18 protein-coding genes are annotated in these 18767 nt (G+C 65.9%); 6 read left to right on the forward strand and 12 right to left on the reverse strand.

The features are described 5' to 3' along the window. Positions 1-49 precede the first annotated feature (49 nt). The 4 genes from accC (at position 50) to AC3WG5_RS13775 (ending at position 4273) form a co-directional block, all read left to right on the forward strand. Positions 50-1408 (forward strand): acetyl-CoA carboxylase biotin carboxylase subunit, encoded by a 1359-nt coding sequence (accC, locus tag AC3WG5_RS13760; RefSeq protein ID WP_008954854.1) that lies wholly within the window; start codon positions 50-52, stop codon positions 1406-1408. Beyond that, positions 1408-2304, forward strand: coding sequence for a 50S ribosomal protein L11 methyltransferase (prmA, locus tag AC3WG5_RS13765; protein WP_294866915.1), 897 nt, complete (start codon positions 1408-1410; stop codon positions 2302-2304). Before accC ends, prmA begins: the two co-directional genes overlap by 1 nt. Then, positions 2301-3452 carry a DUF3426 domain-containing protein gene (locus AC3WG5_RS13770; RefSeq protein WP_492569074.1) on the forward strand — a complete coding sequence of 384 codons (1152 nt, stop codon included), beginning with the start codon at positions 2301-2303 and terminating at the stop codon, positions 3450-3452. The genes prmA and AC3WG5_RS13770 overlap by 4 nt, the downstream gene beginning before the upstream one ends. Before the next feature lie 308 nt (positions 3453-3760). Next, positions 3761-4273, forward strand: a complete 513-nt coding sequence (locus AC3WG5_RS13775; protein ID WP_492569075.1) for a thiol peroxidase — start codon at positions 3761-3763, stop codon at positions 4271-4273. 65 nt (positions 4274-4338) lie between these two features. Here the strand turns inward: AC3WG5_RS13775 and AC3WG5_RS13780 are convergent, their stop codons facing one another. The 9 genes from AC3WG5_RS13780 to AC3WG5_RS13820 all read right to left on the reverse strand — a co-directional run bounded on the left by AC3WG5_RS13780 (position 4339) and on the right by AC3WG5_RS13820 (position 12809). Beyond that, positions 4339-5343, reverse strand: coding sequence for an NAD(P)H-dependent glycerol-3-phosphate dehydrogenase (locus AC3WG5_RS13780; protein WP_014088268.1), 1005 nt, complete (start codon positions 5341-5343; stop codon positions 4339-4341). Positions 5344-5355: 12 nt separating this feature from the next. Next, complete coding sequence (locus tag AC3WG5_RS13785) at positions 5356-5802, reverse strand: SH3 domain-containing protein (RefSeq protein ID WP_492569076.1); 447 nt, start codon at positions 5800-5802, stop codon at positions 5356-5358. 5 nt (positions 5803-5807) lie between these two features. Beyond that, positions 5808-6260: a protein-export chaperone SecB gene (secB, locus tag AC3WG5_RS13790; RefSeq protein WP_008954848.1), complete on the reverse strand. Its 453-nt coding sequence runs from the start codon at positions 6258-6260 to the stop codon at positions 5808-5810. A gap of 92 nt (positions 6261-6352) precedes the next feature. Beyond that, positions 6353-6610, reverse strand: coding sequence for a glutaredoxin 3 (gene grxC / locus AC3WG5_RS13795; RefSeq protein WP_008954847.1), 258 nt, complete (start codon positions 6608-6610; stop codon positions 6353-6355). After that, positions 6607-8040, reverse strand: a complete 1434-nt coding sequence (dacB, locus tag AC3WG5_RS13800; RefSeq protein ID WP_492569077.1) for a D-alanyl-D-alanine carboxypeptidase/D-alanyl-D-alanine endopeptidase — start codon at positions 8038-8040, stop codon at positions 6607-6609. Before dacB ends, grxC begins: the two co-directional genes overlap by 4 nt. Then, positions 8040-10220 carry a primosomal protein N' gene (locus tag AC3WG5_RS13805; RefSeq protein ID WP_492569078.1) on the reverse strand — a complete coding sequence of 727 codons (2181 nt, stop codon included), beginning with the start codon at positions 10218-10220 and terminating at the stop codon, positions 8040-8042. Before AC3WG5_RS13805 ends, dacB begins: the two co-directional genes overlap by 1 nt. 369 nt (positions 10221-10589) lie before the next feature. Beyond that, positions 10590-11657 carry a uroporphyrinogen decarboxylase gene (gene hemE, locus AC3WG5_RS13810; RefSeq protein ID WP_492569079.1) on the reverse strand — a complete coding sequence of 356 codons (1068 nt, stop codon included), beginning with the start codon at positions 11655-11657 and terminating at the stop codon, positions 10590-10592. Between the two features lie 79 nt (positions 11658-11736). Then, entirely contained in the window at positions 11737-12258 is a 522-nt protein-coding gene (locus AC3WG5_RS13815; protein WP_492569080.1) for a chromate transporter, read from the reverse strand. Continuing rightward, positions 12255-12809 carry a chromate transporter gene (locus AC3WG5_RS13820; RefSeq protein WP_014088275.1) on the reverse strand — a complete coding sequence of 185 codons (555 nt, stop codon included), beginning with the start codon at positions 12807-12809 and terminating at the stop codon, positions 12255-12257. Before AC3WG5_RS13820 ends, AC3WG5_RS13815 begins: the two co-directional genes overlap by 4 nt. A 76-nt stretch (positions 12810-12885) precedes the next feature. On the opposite strand from AC3WG5_RS13820, the gene gcvA reads away from it, so the two are divergent. Next, positions 12886-13776 carry a transcriptional regulator GcvA gene (gene gcvA / locus AC3WG5_RS13825; protein ID WP_014088276.1) on the forward strand — a complete coding sequence of 297 codons (891 nt, stop codon included), beginning with the start codon at positions 12886-12888 and terminating at the stop codon, positions 13774-13776. 161 nt (positions 13777-13937) lie between these two features. Here gcvA and parE read toward each other — a convergent pair whose 3' ends face one another. From parE to AC3WG5_RS13840, 3 genes are read right to left on the reverse strand one after another with little or no spacing between them, the layout of a single operon-like run. Beyond that, on the reverse strand, positions 13938-15902 hold the full coding sequence (gene parE / locus AC3WG5_RS13830) for a DNA topoisomerase IV subunit B (RefSeq protein ID WP_492569081.1): 1965 nt from the start codon (positions 15900-15902) through the stop codon (positions 13938-13940). Then, a complete protein-coding gene (locus AC3WG5_RS13835) occupies positions 15899-16540 on the reverse strand; it encodes a DUF2238 domain-containing protein (protein ID WP_482584158.1) in 642 nt (213 codons plus the stop codon). Before AC3WG5_RS13835 ends, parE begins: the two co-directional genes overlap by 4 nt. Then, entirely contained in the window at positions 16540-17076 is a 537-nt protein-coding gene (locus AC3WG5_RS13840) for an RNA pyrophosphohydrolase (protein WP_014088279.1), read from the reverse strand. The genes AC3WG5_RS13835 and AC3WG5_RS13840 overlap by 1 nt, the downstream gene beginning before the upstream one ends. A gap of 342 nt (positions 17077-17418) precedes the next feature. On the opposite strand from AC3WG5_RS13840, the gene AC3WG5_RS13845 reads away from it, so the two are divergent. Further along, a complete protein-coding gene (locus AC3WG5_RS13845) occupies positions 17419-18513 on the forward strand; it encodes a polyamine ABC transporter substrate-binding protein (protein ID WP_482584157.1) in 1095 nt (364 codons plus the stop codon). The last annotated feature ends 254 nt before the right edge of the window (positions 18514-18767 follow it).

Here is an 18767-nt window from a genome sequence, read left to right on the forward strand (position 1 = left end):
CCGCCCGCACTTTTCGCGTTTCACGTTTCGCTTTTCACGGGTGTTCCCCATGTTTGAAAAAATCCTCATCGCCAACCGCGGCGAGATCGCCCTGCGTATCCAGCGCGCCTGCCGCGAAATGGGCATCAAGACCGTGGTCGTGCACTCCGAAGCCGACCGCGACGCCAAGTACGTCAAGCTGGCCGACGAGTCGGTCTGCATCGGCCCCGCCCCGTCCGGCCAGAGCTACCTCAACGTGCCGGCGCTGATCGCCGCGGCCGAAGTCACCGACGCCCAGGCCATCCACCCCGGCTACGGCTTCCTGTCGGAAAACGCCGACTTCGCCGAACGCGTCGAGCAGTCCGGTTTCGTCTTCATCGGCCCGCGCTCGGAAACCATCCGCCTGATGGGCGACAAGGTCTCGGCCAAGCAAGCGATGATCGAAGCCAAGGTGCCGACCGTGCCCGGTTCCGCCGGCGCGCTGCCGGACGATCCGGTCGAAATCACCAAGATGGCCAAGAAGATCGGCTTCCCGGTGATCATCAAGGCCTCTGGCGGCGGCGGCGGACGCGGCATGCGCGTGGTGCACACCGAGGCGGCGCTGATCAATTCGGTCAACATGACCCGCACCGAAGCGGCGGCCGCCTTCGGCAACCCGACCGTGTACATGGAGAAATTCCTCGAGCAGCCGCGCCATATCGAGATCCAGGTGCTGTCCGACGAATACGGCAACGCCATCTACCTCGGTGAGCGCGACTGCTCGATGCAGCGCCGCCACCAGAAGATCATCGAGGAAGCGCCGGCCCCGGGTATCACCGACGCCCAGCGCAAGAAGATCGGCGAGGCCTGCGCCGACGCCTGCCGCCGCATCAGCTACCGCGGCGCCGGTACCTTCGAATTCCTCTATGAGAACGGCGAGTTCTACTTCATCGAGATGAATACCCGCGTGCAGGTCGAACACCCGGTGACGGAAATGATCACCGGCATCGACATCGTGCAGGAACAGATCCGTATTGCCGCCGGCGAGAAACTGCGCTACAAGCAAAAGGATATCGTATTCAAGGGGCACGCCATGGAGTGCCGCATCAACGCCGAAGATCCGTTCACCTTCGTGCCGAGCCCGGGCAAGATCGAGAGCTACCACCCGGCCGGCGGCCCGGGCATCCGCATCGACTCGCACATCTACCAGGGTTACACTGTTCCGTCGCACTACGATTCGATGGTCGGAAAACTGATCGCCTTCGGCGACACCCGCGAGCAAGCTATGGCGCGCATGCGCGTGGCGCTGTCCGAAATGGCGATCACCGGCATCAAGACCAACATCCCGCTGCACCAGGAACTGTTCATGGACGGCGCCTTCCAGAAGGGCGGCACCAGCATCCACTACCTGGAAGAGCGTCTGGCCCAGATGAAGAAGGGGAGCGCCTGATGGCCTGGCTGCAAGCCACCATTGACACCGACTCCGTGGTGGCCGAGCAGCTGGCCGACGCCCTGATGGACGCCGGCGCACTGTCGGCCGCCATCGAGGACGCGCTGGCCGGCACCGAGCTGGAGCAGCCGATTTTCGGCGAGCCGGGCGAACCGGTCGACAAGCTGTGGAGCCAGAGCCGCATCATCGCGCTGTTCGACGAAGCCGCCGACGTCGCGCTGATCATCGCGGCCGCCAGCACCCAGTGCGGGATCGCGTTGCCGCACTATGCCGAGGAGCGGGTCGAAGAACAGGACTGGGTGCGACTGACCCAGGCCCAGTTCGAGCCGATCCGCATCTCGGAACGGCTCTGGATCACGCCAACCTGGCACGAGAGCCCGGACCCCGCCGCCGTCAACCTGCAGCTCGACCCCGGCCTCGCCTTCGGCACCGGCAGCCACCCCACCACCCGGCTGTGCCTGCAATGGCTCGACGCCAACATCAAGGGCGGCGAGAGCGTGCTGGATTACGGCTGCGGTTCGGGCATCCTGGCTATCGCCGCGCTCAAGCTCGGCGCGGCCTCAGCGGTCGGTATCGACATCGACCCGCAAGCGGTGCGTGCCAGCCAGGACAACGCCGCCCAGAACCAGGTGGTCGCCCGTTTCTACCTTCCCGACGCCACCCCGCCAGCGCAGTACGACGTGGTGCTGGCCAACATCCTGGCCAACCCGCTGCGCCTGCTGGGTGAACTCCTTTCCGGCCACGTCAAGGCCGGCGGCAAGATCGTCCTGTCCGGCATCCTGCAGGAGCAGGCGGAAGAGCTGTCCGCCATCTACGCGACCTGGTTCGACATGGAACCGCCGGTATTCGACGAAGGCTGGACCCGACTCACTGGAACCCGACACGCCACGGTATGACGCATACGACACAGTGCCCCGGCTGCCAGACCCGCTTCAAGGTTAGCGATGCCCAGCTCGCCGTTGCCAACGGCCTTGTCCGCTGCGGGCGCTGTGCGCATGTCTTCAACGCCACCGAACACATGATCGTGGCGGAGCCACCGCTGCTCACGCCGACGCCGCCGGTACCGCCCCCACTCGCCCCTGCCGTGCCAGCCAGCCGCCCCGACCCGGGCGACGACTTCGAGCTGGAGTTGCCCGACTTCGACCCGCTGGGCAGCCCCCCGGCCACCGAGACGGCGCCGCCGGTAGAGACGGCCGCAGCAGCCACCGCCAGTGCGCCGGCCACCGACGCCAATGACATGGCCACGTTCCAGCGCGCCCTGTCCGAGGCGATGCAGCACCGTGATGCCACGGCGCCGATCGGCGACCCGTTCGCGGCGCCGGAAGCGCCGCCGCGTCCCGCCGCCGACCCCTTGCAAGCACTGCTGGAAGAGACGCTGTCGGAACACGCCGCCCCCGCCACGCGTGGTACCCACAACGAAACCGAAACACGGGAAGAACGTGGCCAGCCAAAGGGGGCCACAGTGATGGTGATGCCGGAGGCGGACTCCGCGGAACCCGCCTTCGACCCGGGCGCAGGTATCCCCGGCTTCGAGCCGCCGCCGCCAGCGGCGCGCCGGACGGGGAACTGGCAGACCTGGCTGATGGCCGGCGTGGCGTTGATCGGCGTGCTGGCCCTGGCGCTGCAGCTGGTCTACCTCAACCGTACCCGCATTGCCGCCGAGGTGCCGGAACTGCGCCCGACGCTGGAAAAACTGTGCCAGGGCGTCGGCTGCAGCGTGCCGCTGCCAACCGACAGCGCGCTGATCCGTACCGAATGGTCGGAACTGTCCTTCGTGCCCGATCAGCAGAACCTGATCCAGCTGGCTGCCACGCTGAAGAACCACGCCGCGTACCCGCAGGCTTATCCGATGCTGGAGGTCACGCTGAAGGATGCCGAGGACCAGGTGGTGATCCGCAAGGTGTTCTCGCCGCAGGAATACCTCAAGCCCGACGACTACAAGGCCATGCAGTTCAAGGGCAACAGCGAGATACGCATCGCCATGCGCTTCGATGTCGGCAAGGTCCGCGCGATGGGCTACAGTCTGCTCTGGTTCTATCCCTGAACCTGAGAGGCTGTTCATCAGGCGGCCACGCCTTCTCATCTTGAGCGCCGGCAGTACGGCGTGCCGATCTCCGATTGTCTCAGCGACGCGGAATTCTCATGTACTCGGGATACAGTCCGGTTCCTGAACGCTGGCGGCACTCAAGTTGCTTTGGCTCGCTCACCTACGGCCATAGGTGCTGTGTTCCATGCCTCTCCGACAAGCCGCCATCTGGCGGCTTTTTCGTTGCCCTCCCCCGATTTTGGCTTGTTTTCTGCCCGATCTCGTCCACCATGAGTAGATAACGCAGGAGAAAACAGGACATGGACATGTTTACACTGCAGCACCGTGACGACGCTTTGCAGGTGCTTGGCGACTTTCCCCAAGTCGGCAATCTGCTGCACAGTTTCATGCTGGTCGACGAAAACCTGAACGACGTCTCACTCGAGCAATTCCATGGCTCGCCCAAGGCGATCATCACCTTGCTGTCACTCGACGAGCAGGAATACGGCGGGATCGAACTGCTGCAGGAGACGCGGCGCTTTCTGGAGCAATGGCCTGGGCTGCGGCTGTTTGTGATCTCGGTGGATTCGCCCTCGACCCTGCGTCGCGCGCGCCGTGAGCACGGCCTGCCCGGGGTGACGCTGCTCTCGACGCTGCGCGGGCGCGATTTTCACAAGTTCTACGGTGTACTGATCGCCGATTATCCGTTGGCGGGCTACACCGCCCCGTCGCTGATCCTGACCGATTCGCGGGATCAGGTGATCTACGCCGAACGCCTGCGCGGCACCGAAGACCTATTCGACTTCGCCAGTATCGCCAAGACCATCGAAGGGCGCTGAGGCGGGTTGCACCTGACAAACAAAAAGCCACCCCTAGGGTGGCTTGCTGCCAGCGTGGCGAGCTTTCAGTCCAGGCGCTCGCCGGATTCCGACTTCGGCTCGCGTCCCAGCAGTTCCTCCACCACCTTGTGCGGATCGCTGCCGTGATAGAGCAGGCCGCACACTGCGGCGGTGATCGGCATGTCGACCTCGAGCCGCTCGGCCATGGTCAGCACCTCGCGTGCAGTCGGCACCCCTTCGGCAACGTGGCCCAGTTCCTGCAGGATCTGCTCCAACGACTTGCCTTCGGCCAGCTTGAGGCCGACCTGACGGTTGCGCGACAGCGCGCCGGTGCAAGTAAGGATCAGATCCCCCATGCCGGCCAAACCCATCATGCTCTGCTGGCTGCCTCCCAGCGCCAGCGCCAGCCGGGTGATCTCGGCCAGGCCACGGGTGATCAGCGCGGCGCGGGCGTTCATGCCGAACTGCAGGCCGTCGGCGACGCCGGTGGCGATCGCCATGACGTTCTTCACCGCCGCCCCCACCTCGACGCCGACCAGGTCGTCGTTGGCGTAGAGCCGCAGCCGCGGGCTGTTGAGCGTCCGCGCCATGCGCTTGGCGAAGGCGTAGTCGTCCGAGGCCACGGCGAGCGCGGCCGGCAGCCCCATCGCCACCTCGCGCGCGAAGCTCGGGCCGGACAGCACCCCGCACGGTACGCCGGGCGGCAGTTCCTCCGCCACCACCTGGTGCGGCAGCAGACTGGAGCCCACCTCGAAGCCCTTGCAGGCCCACAATAGCGGCGGCAACCCGGAAGACAGGGCGGTCAGCGCGCGCAGGGTCGGGCGCAGCCCGGCCATCGGCGTGACGATCAGGATCAGGTCGGCGCCGTCAACGGCATGCGACAGCTCGGCGCTCAAGGCCAGCTCGTCGGGCAGAGGGCAGCCCGGCAAATAGCGGGTATTGAGACGCTCCGCCGCCATCTGGGCCACCTGGTCGGCGTCGCGCGCCCACAGGGTGACATGGTGATGGCGCGCGTAGGCGATCGCCAAAGCGGTGCCCCAGGCACCCGCTCCCAGCACAGCCAGTTTCATGCGATCTCCCGTTTACAGGCCCCAGAGGTCGGTGATGCGGGCGTAGCCTTCGCTGCCGTCGCGATGGCGCACCTTGACCCAGCCGGCCTGGGGCGGCTCGAGCAGTTCGAGCACGCCGTCGCGCGGCACGCTGAAGCGCAACGGCGAGGCGGCGTCGGCCTCGGCGCGCACTTCGCTCTTGTCGACCACCACCAGCAGCATGCGCTGCGTGGACAAGGCCGCCGCCGGAATCCAGGCGATGCCGCCGGTGGCGTCGCGCACGCGCGACCACTCCTTCTGGCTCGTCAGCACTTCGACCGGGTAGTAGCGGCTGACCACGAACAGCTTCTTCGCATTCAGCGCCGGCGCTTCGTACAGCGCCACGCCGGTCTCCTTGACGGAGCGGAACTCCAGTGCGTTGGCCAGCGGGGCGGCGAACCCGGCGGCCAACAGCAGCGAGACGACGAGGGACTTCTTCATACGGATCAGGCGTTGCCGGCTTCGGCCAACTGGGCGCGCTGCTGCATGTACAGCGACTCGAAGTTGATCGGCGACAGCAGCACCGGCGGGAAGCCGGCGCGGTTCACCAGGCTGGACACGGTTTCGCGCGCATACGGGAACAGGATGTTCGGGCAGGCCACGCCGAGGATCGGCTCGATGTCGTCGGCCGGCACGTCGCGGATCTGGAAGATGCCGGCTTGCGCCACTTCGGCCAGGAACATGGTCTTTTCCGGCAGCTTGGCGGTCACGGTGACGGTCAGCGTGCACTCGTAGAAGCCGTCTTCGATCAGCTTGCCTTCCGAGGCGAGCTGCATGTCGATGTCCGGCTGGGCCTGCTCGAGGAACACCTGCGGGGCGTTCGGCACTTCGAGGGACAGGTCCTTAACGTAGATCTTTTCGATGGAGAAAACCGGTTGCACTTCTTGTTGTTCGCTCATGTTCAATCTCGCCTGACACCCGCCATGGGGTGGAATCAAATAAGGGAAAAATCAGCCGGCATCATCGCATGAAAGCGCGGCCGGAGCCACCGTCAGTCCGCCAGCAGTACGTCGAGCTTGCCGGCGTGCTCGAGCGCCGCCAGATCGTCGAAGCCGCCGACGTGGCTGTCGCCGATGTAGATCTGCGGCACGGTGCGGCGGCCGGTGCGGCTCATCATCTTCTCGCGCTCGGCCGGTTCCAGGTCGACGCGGATTTCGGTGATGCCGGCCACGCCCTTGCGTGCCAGCAGTTGCTTGGCACGGATGCAGTAGGGGCAGACGGCGGTGGTGTACATGGTTACGGGTTTCATCGGGGTTCCACAGGAAGGCTTGGAGGTACCGGCAAATTATACTCCGGCGGCACGCCGGCGGCGGGATCAAAACGCGTCACCAGGTCACTCACCACCCGGTCCAGCGCCGGCACCAGTTCGGCGGCGCGCGGGCTGTTGACGATGGCGACGATGGCAAGCCGGCGGCCGTCGGCCGCCTGCCAGTAACCGGCCAGGGCGCGCACGCCGTCGAGCGTGCCTGTCTTCAACCGCAGGCGCGGCCCCAGGTTGGCAAAGCGCTTCTTCAGCGTGCCGTCCGCCGCGGCGATCGGCAGGCTGGCCAGGAACTCGCCGGCGTAGGGTCCACGCGCCGCGCTCCTTAGCACTTCACCCAGCAGCCTGGCCGAGACGCGTTCCTGGCGCGACAGCCCGGCGCCGTTCTCCAGCGCCAGCGGTGCGGAGGGAATGCCGGCTTCGGCCAACGTTTCCCGCACGGCGCGCTCGGCGTCGGCCACGGTGTCGCCGCTGCCGCCGGCCACCCTCCCCAGCGTCAGGAAGAGCGCGCGCGCCATGGTGTTGTTGCTGTACTTGTTGATGTCGGCCAAGGCGGCCGGCAAGGGGTCGGAGTCATGGCTGGCCAGCACACGCGCCCCAGACGGCGCCGTGCCACGGCCGCTGGCCGCCGGTCCGCGCCCGCCCAGCTCGCGCCACAGCGCGGCGAAGGCCTGGGCGGCGTACTGGTCGTGGTCGAGCACGTTGACGTAGCTCTGCGCCCCGTCGCAGCTTCTTGGCAAGGCACCGCTGACGCTGACCTGCTCGTTCTCGACCTGAATGCTGACGCTCCGCCGCACGTCGTCGCAAGGACCCTCGCCGCCGTCGCTCAGGGCGCTGCTCAGGCGCACCCCGGCCAGCGGCGGATCGAGCGTGACGCGGGCGCCGTTGCCGTCGTTGAAGAAGCGCAGCCAGGCCACCTTGAGCCCGGTGAGGTGGGTGTCGGGATCGACCATGAATACGCGCCCGACATCGCCACCGAAATCGCTGGCGCTGCCGATGCGGCTGAAGGCACGCTTGTCGAGCAGCAGCCGGCCCTGGATGCGTTCGATGCCGCGCGCGCGCAAGGTGCGCAGCATGCCCTGCAGGTCACGGTTGGCAAAACGCGGGTCGCCTGAGCCGATCCAGTACAGATCGCCCTGCAGCACGCCGTGCCGCAACGGCGCCGCCGACACCAGCTCGCTATGCCAGCGGTAGTCGGGGGAGAGCCGGGTCAGTGCGCTCCAGCCGGTCAGCAGCTTCATAGTGGAAGCCGGGTTGACGGCCTGCTCGGCGCGGTACGCCGCGAACACGCCCTTCCCTTCCACCGGCGCCGCCCACAACGCGATGTCGTCGGCCGGGATGCCGTACAGTTCCAGCGCGCTGGCCGGCAGCGTCCAGTAGGCCAGCATCAGCAGCGCCACGGCGCGTAATCGTTTCATCACATCTCCTGCGGGTCGACGTCGAGCGACCAGCGCAAGGCGCGGCCGTGCGCCTTGGCCAGCCGTTCGGCCAACGGGACGAGTCGTTCGAGCAGGGCGTGCAGCGCGGCGCGGCTGCCGCTCTCGAACACCAGTTGGGCGCGCTCGCGGTTGGCGAGACGCACCATCAGCGCCGGCGCCGGGCCGGATACCAGCACGCCGTCGGCGTGCGGCTCGGCCTCGGCGCGCAGCGCGGTCAGGAAGGCGGTGGCCGTGGCGATTTCGTAGGCGTCGGCACGCAGCAGGGCCTGGTATACCGCCGGCGGGAAGCCCGCCATGCGCCGCTCCTCGAGCAGGGTCTGGGCGTAGCCGTCGAAGTCGTGGCGCAGCAGTGCCTGGTACAGCGGGTGCTCCGGCCATTGCGTCTGCACCAACACCTCGCCCGGCGCCTCGGCGCGGCCGGCGCGGCCGGCCACCTGCATGAGCTGGGCGAACAGGCGCTCGGCGGCGCGGTAGTCGGCAGAGTACAGCCCGCCGTCGGCGTTCAACACCGTGACCAGCGACAGCGCGCCGAAATCGTGCCCCTTGGCCAGCATCTGCGTACCCACCAGCACGTCCACCTCGCCGGCGTGCACCTTGCGGTAGACCTCGTCCCAGGCCGCCTTGTGGCGCGTGGTGTCGCGGTCGATGCGCAGCAGGCGCGCTTCCGGCAGCAGCCGCGCCAGCGCCGCCTCCAGGCGCTGCGTGCCCTGCCCCAGCGGCTTGAGGTCGACGTTGCCGCAGTCCGGGCAGACCGGCGGCACCGCCTCCTCCCAGCCGCAGTGGTGGCAGCGCATTTTGCGCTCGGCGAGATGCACCACCAGCTTGGCCGAGCAGCGCGGGCAACCCGACAACCAGCCGCAGTCGGTGCAGGCGACCACCGGGGCGAAGCCGCGCCGGTTGATGAACACCAGACTCATCTCGCCGCGCGCCACGCGCGCCTTGAGCGCCGCGATCACCACTTCGGCCAACCCTTCCACCAGCTTGATCCGGCGCGTGTCCACCAACCGGATCGTCGGCAGCCGCGCCGCGTCGTGGGCGCGCCGGCTCAGGGTCAGGCGCCGGTAACGTCCGGCCGCGACGTTGGCCATGGTCTCCAGGCTGGGCGTGGCGCTGCCCAGCACGATCGGCACCCGCTCCTGACGCGCGCGCCACACCGCCAGGTCGCGGGCGTGGTAGCGCAGGCCGTCCTGCTGCTTGAACGAGCCGTCGTGTTCCTCGTCGACCACGATCAGCCCCAGCCGCGGCAGCGGCGTGAACACCGCCAGCCGGGTACCGATGACGATGCCGGCGCGCCCTTGCCAGGCGTCGACCCAGCCCTTGAGGCGCTCGCCGTCGGCCAGATGGCTGTGCAGCATCACCACCCGCGTGGCGGGAAAGCGCCCAGTGAAGCGCTCGATCAGCTGCGGCGTCAGGTTGATTTCCGGCACCAGCAACAGCACCTGGCGCCCGGCCGCCAGCACTCGCTCGATCAGGCGCAGGTAGACTTCGGTCTTGCCGCTGCCGGTAATGCCGTGCAGCACGTAGGGGGCGAAGTCGTCACGCGTTTCCGACAGGGCCTCCAGCGCCCGCTGCTGTTCGTCGTTCAGGCTCGGCGCCGGGGCGACGCGCAGCGGCAGCGCTTCCGGCGCCACGCGCTCAGCCCGTCCCTGCTGCAGCCAGTCGGCCAGGATACGCCCGGCCTGGGCGCTGACACCACGCGCCGCCGCGTTGGTCAGCGGGCCGTCCTGCAAGGCCTGCCACAGCGCCCGGCGCGCCTTTTGCCGTGCCGGCGGTTCTTCGGCCAACCCTGCCCCGGTCAGCTGCCACAGGCGCTCGTCCTCGAGCCGTACCGCGCGGTCGGTGCGCAGCGCACCGGGAAGCGCGGTAAACAGGGTCTGGCCGATGGGATGGTGGTAATAGTCGGCGGCGAAACGCACCATCGCGAGCAGCGTGGCCGGCAGCGGCGGCAACTCGTCGAACAGTTCCTCGACCCGTTTCAGGCGTCCGGTCTCGATACCCTCGGTAGGTATATCGTTGGTAATGAAGCCACACACCCGGCGCGGACCGAACGACACCCTGACCCGCTGTCCCGCGCGCAACGGCAGATGGGTCAAGTAGCTGAACGTTCCAAAAAGGGGCACGTCCACGGCCACCTGAACCGCGTACTCCTCCGCCATCATTCGCTCCCCCCGCGCAAACCCTGTCCAGGCAAGGCTTTAAGCCACCTGCCCACAGAAGCTGTGGATAACTTTGTGCACAACTGCCTTGCGGCGATGCCGAATGGCTGATACAGGCCATTGCAGCCAGGTTGCACAAAAATTAATCAAATTATATTTATCAATTAATTCAATGACTTAATGACTTCGCTCCAAGCTGGGTCAAACCCGGCTCACGCCTCATTCGCGGGCCACGCCGGTGTGCATAAGTCATGGAACAACTGTTGGAAACCCTGTCAATCCCTTGACAGCAAAAACCCGCAAAGTAAAACGGCCACTGGAAAACCAATGGCCGCATGGGCATATATACCCCCGGTTGGCTATGACAACGTCTCAACCGTGGTAATGGTAGGGAACCGACAGCCGATGCACCGCCTCGACCAGCACCGCGGCGTGATCGGGGTTCACGAACTGGGAAATGCCGTGGCCCAGGTTGAACACGTGGCCGCTGCCCTGGCCGTAGGAGGACAGGATGCGGCTGACTTCCTTCTCGATGCCCTCCGGGCTGGCAAACAGCACGTTGGGGTCGAGGTTGCCCTGCAGCGCCACCTCGCCGCCGACACGGCGACGGGCATCGGCGATGTCGGTGGTCCAGTCGAGCCCGATGGCGTCGGCACCGATCGTGGCGATGTCTTCCAGCCACTGACCGCCGCCCTTGGTGAACACGATCACCGGCACCCGCCGTCCGTCCGCCTCGCGCTTGAGGCCGGCGATGATCTTCTGCATATAAGCCAGAGAGAAAGTCTTGTAGGCCGCGTGGGTCAGCGCTCCGCCCCAAGTATCGAAGATCTGCACCGCCTGCGCCCCGGCGTCGATCTGGGCGTTGAGGTAGTCGGTGACGGTACGCGCGTTGATGTCGAGGATGTGATGCAGCAGTTCCGGGCGGCTGTACAGCATCGCCTTGACGTTGCGGAAGTCGTCCGAGCCACCGCCCTCGATCATGTAGCAGGCCAGCGTGAACGGACTGCCGGAGAAGCCGATCAGCGGCACCCGGCCGTCCAGCGCCTTGCGGATGCTGGCCACGGCGTCGAACACGTATTGCAACTTCTCCATCGGCGCCACGGAAAGCGCCTTGATGGCGGCCTCGTCACGCAGCGGGTGCTGGAACTTGGGCCCCTCGCCCTCGGCGAAGTAGAGCCCCAGCCCCATCGCATCCGGCACGGTGAGGATGTCGGAGAACAGGATGGCGGCATCCAGCGGGAAACGTTCCAGCGGCTGCAGCGTCACCTCGGTGGCGAACTCCGGGCTGGTACACAAGCCCATGAAGCTGCCGGCGCGCGCGCGCGTGGCGCGGTATTCCGGCAGGTAGCGGCCGGCCTGGCGCATCATCCAGATCGGGGTGTATTCAACGGGCTCCTTGAGCAGGGCCCGCAGGAAAGTATCGTTCTTGAGCGTGGTCATGATGAATGGCGGTGATTGGTTTCGCTTTTCATTATACCCCGCCTTCATCTCTGCCGGCTCGTAGCCGTCGAGCCCGATTTCATACCAGCCCCAGCCAGCCCAGCAAGGCCCCCGCGCCCAACAGCCACAACGGATTGAGCCGGCTCTTCCACGCCGCCGTGGCGCTCGCCCCGCACAGCAACCAAGAAGCCCAGCTATCATTGGCGGAACGGCTCAACAGCCAGGCGCTGCCCAGCACCAGGCCGATCGTCACCGGCGCCAGCCCGCGTTCGATCACCCGGCGCCACGGCGAGGCACGAAATCGCTGCCACAACCGCGCCACGTAGAAACTCAGCAGCGACGACGGCCCGCACATGCCCAGCGTGCTCACCAGCGCCCCCGGGACGCCCGCCACCTTCCAGCCGATCAGGCTGACCACCAGCACATTGGGCCCGGGCGCTGCCTGGGCGATGGCGAACAGGGCGGCGAACTCCGTTCCGGTCATCCAGCCATTCGACTCCACCACGTAACGGTGGATTTCCGGCAGCAGCGCATTCGCGCCCCCCACCGCCATCAGCGAAAACAGCGAGAACGTCCCCAGCAGCGACAGCAGCACGCTCATGAGCGCCGCTCCCTTGTCCGCCACGCCAGCGCGATCGCCAGCGGCGCCAGCACCAACAGCACCGCCAGCAGCGGCAGACGCCATAGCCCGACCGCGACCAGGGTGAGCAGCGCGATCGCCAGGCACCAGCCGCGGCGCTCCAGCTTTTCGGCCAACCTCAGTCCCATCGCCACCACCAGCCCGGCCCCCGCCGACGCCAGGCCCGCCAGCACCCCGCGCAAGGCCGGCACGGACTGGTAATGCCCATACAGCGTGGCGAGCGACAGCACGATCACCAAGGGCGCAAGCATCAGCCCGCCCACCGCTGCCAGCGCACCGCTGACACCGTGAAAGCGCGAGCCGACCGCCACCGCCACGTTGACGATATTGGGCCCGGGCAGCACCTGGCCCAGCCCCAGCACCTCGGTGAATTCGGCATCGGACAGCCAACGCCGCTGCATCACCAGCATGCGATGCGCCAGCGGCAGCACGCCGCCGAAGCCGGACAGCCCGACAGAAAAGAAACCGGCAAACAACTCCTGCCGGCGGGGGGTATGCAGAGTGGTATCCATGGCGCAAGGCTACCCCTGCGGCCGGCACGGCACAAACGAGTTTTTATGGCGACGCTGGTGAGATAAACTCAACTGCATGTCCCGCCGCCTGCCCCCGCTCAACGCCCTCAGAGCCTTCGAATCCGCCGCTCGTCTCGGCAGCTTCAGCGCCGCCGCCGAAGCCCTGCATGTGACCCACGGCGCCATCAGCCGCCAGGTGCAGCAACTCGAAGACTGGCTCGGTTTCACCCTGTTCGAGCGGCGCGGCCGCCGCGTCACGCTCAACGCCGCCGGCCAGGCCTACCTGCCGGCGCTGCAGACGGCGTTCGACGGCATCGCCGGCGCCACCGAGGCCCTCACCGCGCGCCGCCAGGGTCGCCGCCTCCAGATCAACGTCACGCCGACGCTCGCCATGCACTGGCTGCTGCCGCGCCTCACCCGCTTCCAGCTGCGCTACCCTGGCGTCGAACTGCGCCTGGCCACCTCCGACGCCGCCATCAACAACCAGAACGCCGACTTCGACATCGCCATCCGCCGCAGCCAGGAGCACTGGCGCGGCTTCGTCGCCCATGCCTTTCTTGCCGAGCGTGAACTGCCGGTGTGCAGCCCGGCGCTGCTCGCACGCCACCCCATCGCCAGCGTGGCCGATCTCGCCCAACACACCCTGCTGCACTCGGAAACCCGGCCGGTCGCCTGGGAACGCTGGCTCGCCGCCGCCGGGGCACCGGCCCTGCAGCCCGCCGCCACCCAGCATTTCGACCACTACTACCTGGCGCTGCAGGCCGCCATCGACGGTCTCGGCGTCACGCTCGGTCCACTGCCGGTGATCGAGGAAGAACTCGCCTCCGGCAAACTGGTGGCCCCACTGCCGGGACCGGAAGTGGTGGTCAAGGGCTATTGCTGGGTGGTGCCGCAAAGCCTGGTGGGAGACGAACTGGTGTCGGCCTTTTGTGCCTGGCTGGAAGAAGAGGCCACCGGCAGCGAATGAGCCGAGCGGCGCCCCCCCCATCGGCACCGCAGCGCAGGCCTGCAGAGCGGCCGGGCCTACGTGCCTGGTCATTCCGGCCGCCCAAACGGCGTTGGCCGCGAGCCCGTTACCAAGCTGGCGGCCAACTCGCGTCTTGCCGATCCTGCCGACCAGCGCCGGGCTTAGATATCCGCCTCGACCTCGTTGCCCTTGGCCTCCATCCAGCCGCGCCGGCTCGCCGCCTCGCCCTTGCCCATCAGCATGGTGAACATGCGGCGCGTATCGGCCTCGGCCTCGGGCCGCACCCGCACCTGGGTCAGGCGGCGCGTGTCCGGGTGCATGGTGGTGTCCTTGAGCTGCTCCGGGTTCATCTCGCCCAACCCCTTGAAGCGGCTGATGCTCCAGGCGTTCTCGCGCACGCCTTCGCTGCGCAGGCGGTCGAGGATGGCCTCCAGCTCGCCCTCGTCCAGCGCGTAGAGCTTCTTCGGGGGACGGTGCTTGCCCTGCCCCGGCACGTCGACGCGGAACAGGGGCGGCTGCGCGATGCAGATATGGCCGTTGGCCAAGAGCGCCGAGAAGTGACGATAGAACAGCGTCAGCAAAAGCACCTGGATGTGCGAGCCGTCGACGTCGGCGTCCGACAGGATGGCGATCTTGCCGTAGCGCAGCCCCGACAAGTCGGCCTTCTCGCCCGGCGCATGCGGGTCGACGCCGATCGCGACCGAGATGTCATGAATCTCGGCGTTGGAGAACAGCTGATCGCGGTCGGTCTCCCAGCTGTTGAGCACCTTGCCGCGCAACGGCAGGATGGCCTGGTATTCCTTGTCGCGCGCCAGCTTGGCCGAACCGCCGGCCGAATCGCCCTCGACCAGGAACAGTTCGTTGCGCTCGATGTCCTCGCTCTCGCAGTCGGTCAGCTTGCCCGGCAACACCGCCACGCCGGAGCCCTTCTTCTTCTCGACCTTCTTCACCGACTTCAGGCGCGACTGCGCCTGGCGAATCGCCAGCTCGGCAATCTTCTTGCCGGCTTCGACGTGCTGGTTCAGCCACAATTCCACCGGGTCGCGAGCCAGGCCCGAGATCAGCTTCAGCGCATCGCGGCTGGTCAGCTTCTCCTTGGTCTGCCCCTGGAACTGCGGATCGAGCACGCGTGCCGACAGCACGAAACGCACCCGGCTCCATACATCCTCGGCCATCAGCTTGACGCCGCGCGGCAGCAGGTTGTGGTGATCGACAAAGCTCTTCACCGCGTCGAATACCCCGGCGCGCAGGCCCGCCTCGTGCGTCCCGCCGGACGGAGTCGGGATCAGGTTGACGTAGCTCTCGCCGCCGGCACCGTCCTCGAACCAGGCCAGTGCCCACTGCACCCCCTCGCCCTTGGCGAACTGCTCGTGGTCGTCGCCGATATAGGCCTCGCCGGAGAACAGCGGAGCCACCGGTTCGTCACCGTTGCACAGCTCGGCCAGATAACTCTTCAGTCCCTGCGGATACTGCCACACCTTGACCTCGTCGCCGCTCGGGCGCTCGATGGTCAAGGTCACTGCCACTCCGGGCAGCAGCACCGCCTTGGCACGCAACAGCCGCTCCAGCTCGGGCAGCGAATAGCGCGGACTCTCGAAATACTTCCCATCCGGCCATACCCGTACCCGCGTGCCGCTGGTACGCGCACCGCAATCGCCAACGCGAGCCAGCGGCTCGATCACGTCACCGCCGGCGAACGCCATGCGGTACACCCCGCCCTCACGCTTGACCTCGACCTCGAGCCGCGTCGACAGCGCATTGGTCACCGACACGCCAACACCGTGCAAGCCGCCGGAAAACGCGTAGGCGCCGCCATCCTTCTTGTTGAACTTGCCACCCGCATGCAGCCGGGTGAACACCAGTTCCACTACCGGCACCCCTTCCTGTGGATGCAGGCCCACGGGGATACCGCGCCCGTCGTCCTCCACGGACAGCGAGCCGTCCTGGTGCAGTGTCACCGCGATCTTGCGCGCGAAGCCGCCCAAGGCCTCGTCGGCGGCGTTGTCGATCACCTCCTGGCAGATGTGGGTCGGGTCGGTCGTCCGGGTATACATGCCCGGACGCTCCTTCACCGGCTCCAGTCCCTTGAGGACCCGGACCGAGGATTCGTCGTACTGTTGAGTCATAGCGTGTCAATGGTTAACGCGCTCAGTCGGCCGATCTGGCGTTCGTGAACGCGGGCAAAAAACAATTGGGAAACGAGAGCACCGCACAGCGCCAGGAACATGTCCCACTGGGTATCCCATGGATCGCCCTGCGTCGCCAGGAAGGCATCGGCGGCGGCGCCGATGGCCAGCGCGGTCCACCACTCCACCAGCTCGTAACAGGCGGACAGCGCCATGCAGAAGCACACCACCATAAATGTCAGCCAGCCCCCCTGCAGCGGAGTCTGCCGGCGCAGCACCTCGCGCGCCAGTATGGCCGGGAAAAACCCCTGGGCCAGGTGGCCGATGCGGTCATAATGATTACGGGAAAAATCGAACAGCTCCTGCAGCCAGAAGCCGAGCGGGGTAAGCGCATAGGTATAGTGCGCTCCTACCAGCAACACAATGGCGTGCAGTGACATAGCCCATACCGCCAGCGGGCTCCAGGCAAAACGCGGCCACAGCCGCCAGACCAGCGGCAAGCCCAGCACGGCCGGAATCGCCTCCAGCCACCAGGTCGCCGCATCATGCGCACCTAACGCCGACCACAGCACGACCACGCCCACCAGCCCGAAAGGCAACCAGGGACGAGGAAGAGCCGTGGTTATCGGCATGCGCATCAGCTCTCGTCGGTCTTTTCCGGTGCCGAATGGCGGCGCTGCAGGTAGGCCTCGTAGCTTTCCATCCCCCGCAGAAAGCGGGACAACTCACCCAGGGCACGCTGGTAGACATCGCGTTTGAACTCGATCACCAGATCGACAGGCGCCCAATAATCGTTCCAGCGCCAGCCGTCGAACTCGGGGTGGTTGGTCGCCCTCAGGCAAACATCACAATCGCGACCGACTAGCTTCAGCAAAAACCAGATCTGCTTCTGGCCCTTGTAGCTACCGCGCCATTCGCGCCGCACCCAGTTGGTCGGAACGTCGTAGCGCAGCCAGTCGCGCGTACGGCCGAGAATTTTGACATGTTGTGGCAAGAGGCCGACCTCTTCGAGCAGCTCACGGTACATCGCCGCTTCCGGACTCTCACCAGGCTTGATGCCCCCTTGCGGAAACTGCCACGAGTGCTCGCGCACGCGCTTGCCCCAGAACACCTCGTTACGGGCGTTGATGAGGATGATTCCGACATTGGGGCGGTATCCGTCCCGGTCCAGCATGGAGAAACCTGCAATTCGTCTAGTTAGTCGAATTTTTGCACATTTCGTCAACCCATGCCATTCGGCCTTCCGTCCAAAGAGGGCACCGCCCTCGCTGACAAGGAGTGGCGCGCGCTCCGTCGGCCCAAGCGGTGAACACGTCCGACGCCCTCGTCCAATCCGTGCCCGGCCCGAGACAAAGGTCTTGCCCGTACCTGGCAGAGCAGGTTAAATGACAGACTGCTGATCAGCTGAACTATGATGAAGCGTTGATCTATACAAGCGTTTTACCGACACGGCAATCCGGGTGTCGGCTCGTGCCTACTTGACTCAAGATCGTAACCCCCGTCGAAGGAGTTTCTTATGAAACGTAAGGCTGTCATTCTTGTTGCCAGTGCTCTGGCTACGGCCGCCTCGGCCAGCCATGCCGCCAGCAGCGTGCTGAACGTCTACAACTGGTCCGACTACATCGCCGAAGACACCATTCCCAATTTCCAGAAGCAGACCGGCATCAAGGTGCGCTACGACGTCTATGACAGTAACGAAATCCTTCAGGCCAAGATGCTCACCGGCAAGTCGGGTTACGACATCGTTGTTCCCACCAACCAATTCCTCGCCAAGCAGATTCAGGCCGGCATCTACCAGCCGATCGACAAATCCAAGCTGAGCAATTACAAAGAGCTGGACCCTGAACTGCTCAAGCTCATGACCAAGTTCGACCCGGACAACAAGTACGCGGTGCCCTACTTCTGGGGGGTCAACACCATCGGCATCAACACCGACAAGGTCACCAAGGCACTGGGCGGCAAACTCCCGGAAAAACAGTGGGACATCCTGTTCAAGAAGGAAAACGTTTCCAAGCTCAAATCCTGCGGCGTCAGCGTGCTGGACTCGCCGGGCGAAGTGTTCCCGATGGTGCTGAAATACCTCGGCAAGGACCCCGCTAGCAAGAATGAGGCCGACTACAAGGAAGCCGCAGCCCTGCTGAAAACCATCCGCCCCTACATCACCCGCTTCTCCTCCTCCGGCTACATCAATGAATTGGCCGGCGGCAACCTGTGCCTGGTCTACGGCTACGGAGGCGACCTCAATATCGCCCGCGTGCGTGCCGAAGAAGCCAAAAACAAGGTCAAGATTACCCCGCTGGTACCGAAGGAGGGCGTCGCAATCTGGGTCGATAGCATGGTCATCCCGAAAGATGCCAAGAACGTCGACAGCGCCTACAAGTTCATCGACTACAACATGAGCGCCAAGGTAGCGGCTGCCAACGCCAACACCGTGAACTATGCACCGGGCAGCCTGGCGGCACGCAAGTTCATCAAGAAGGAAAACCTCAGCAACCCGTCGATTTTCCCGACTCCTCAAGACATTCAGCACAGTTTCGTAATGCTGCCGATGGATCCGAAATTGCAGCGCCTGACCACCCGTCTGTGGCAGGAAATCAAGACCCAGAAGTAACCTTCGGGCTGGCATGGCGTCATCAAGGCCGGTAATCCGGCCTTTTTTCTTGCCGTCTGCGGAGGGGGCATGAGGAGCCAGCTCCAAGCGCCGCCTTATCGGTGCCTCGGACGGGCGGTTCGGGCTTTCGGCCAGCACAAAGCAAAAAGCCCAGCTCGTATGAGCTGGGCTTTTATAAGGGGAGTCTGGCGGTGTCCTACTTTCACACGGCAATGCCGCACTATCATCGGCGCTAAGGCGTTTCACGGTCCTGT

This window comes from Pseudogulbenkiania sp. FW507-F1 (genome assembly GCF_058781125.1).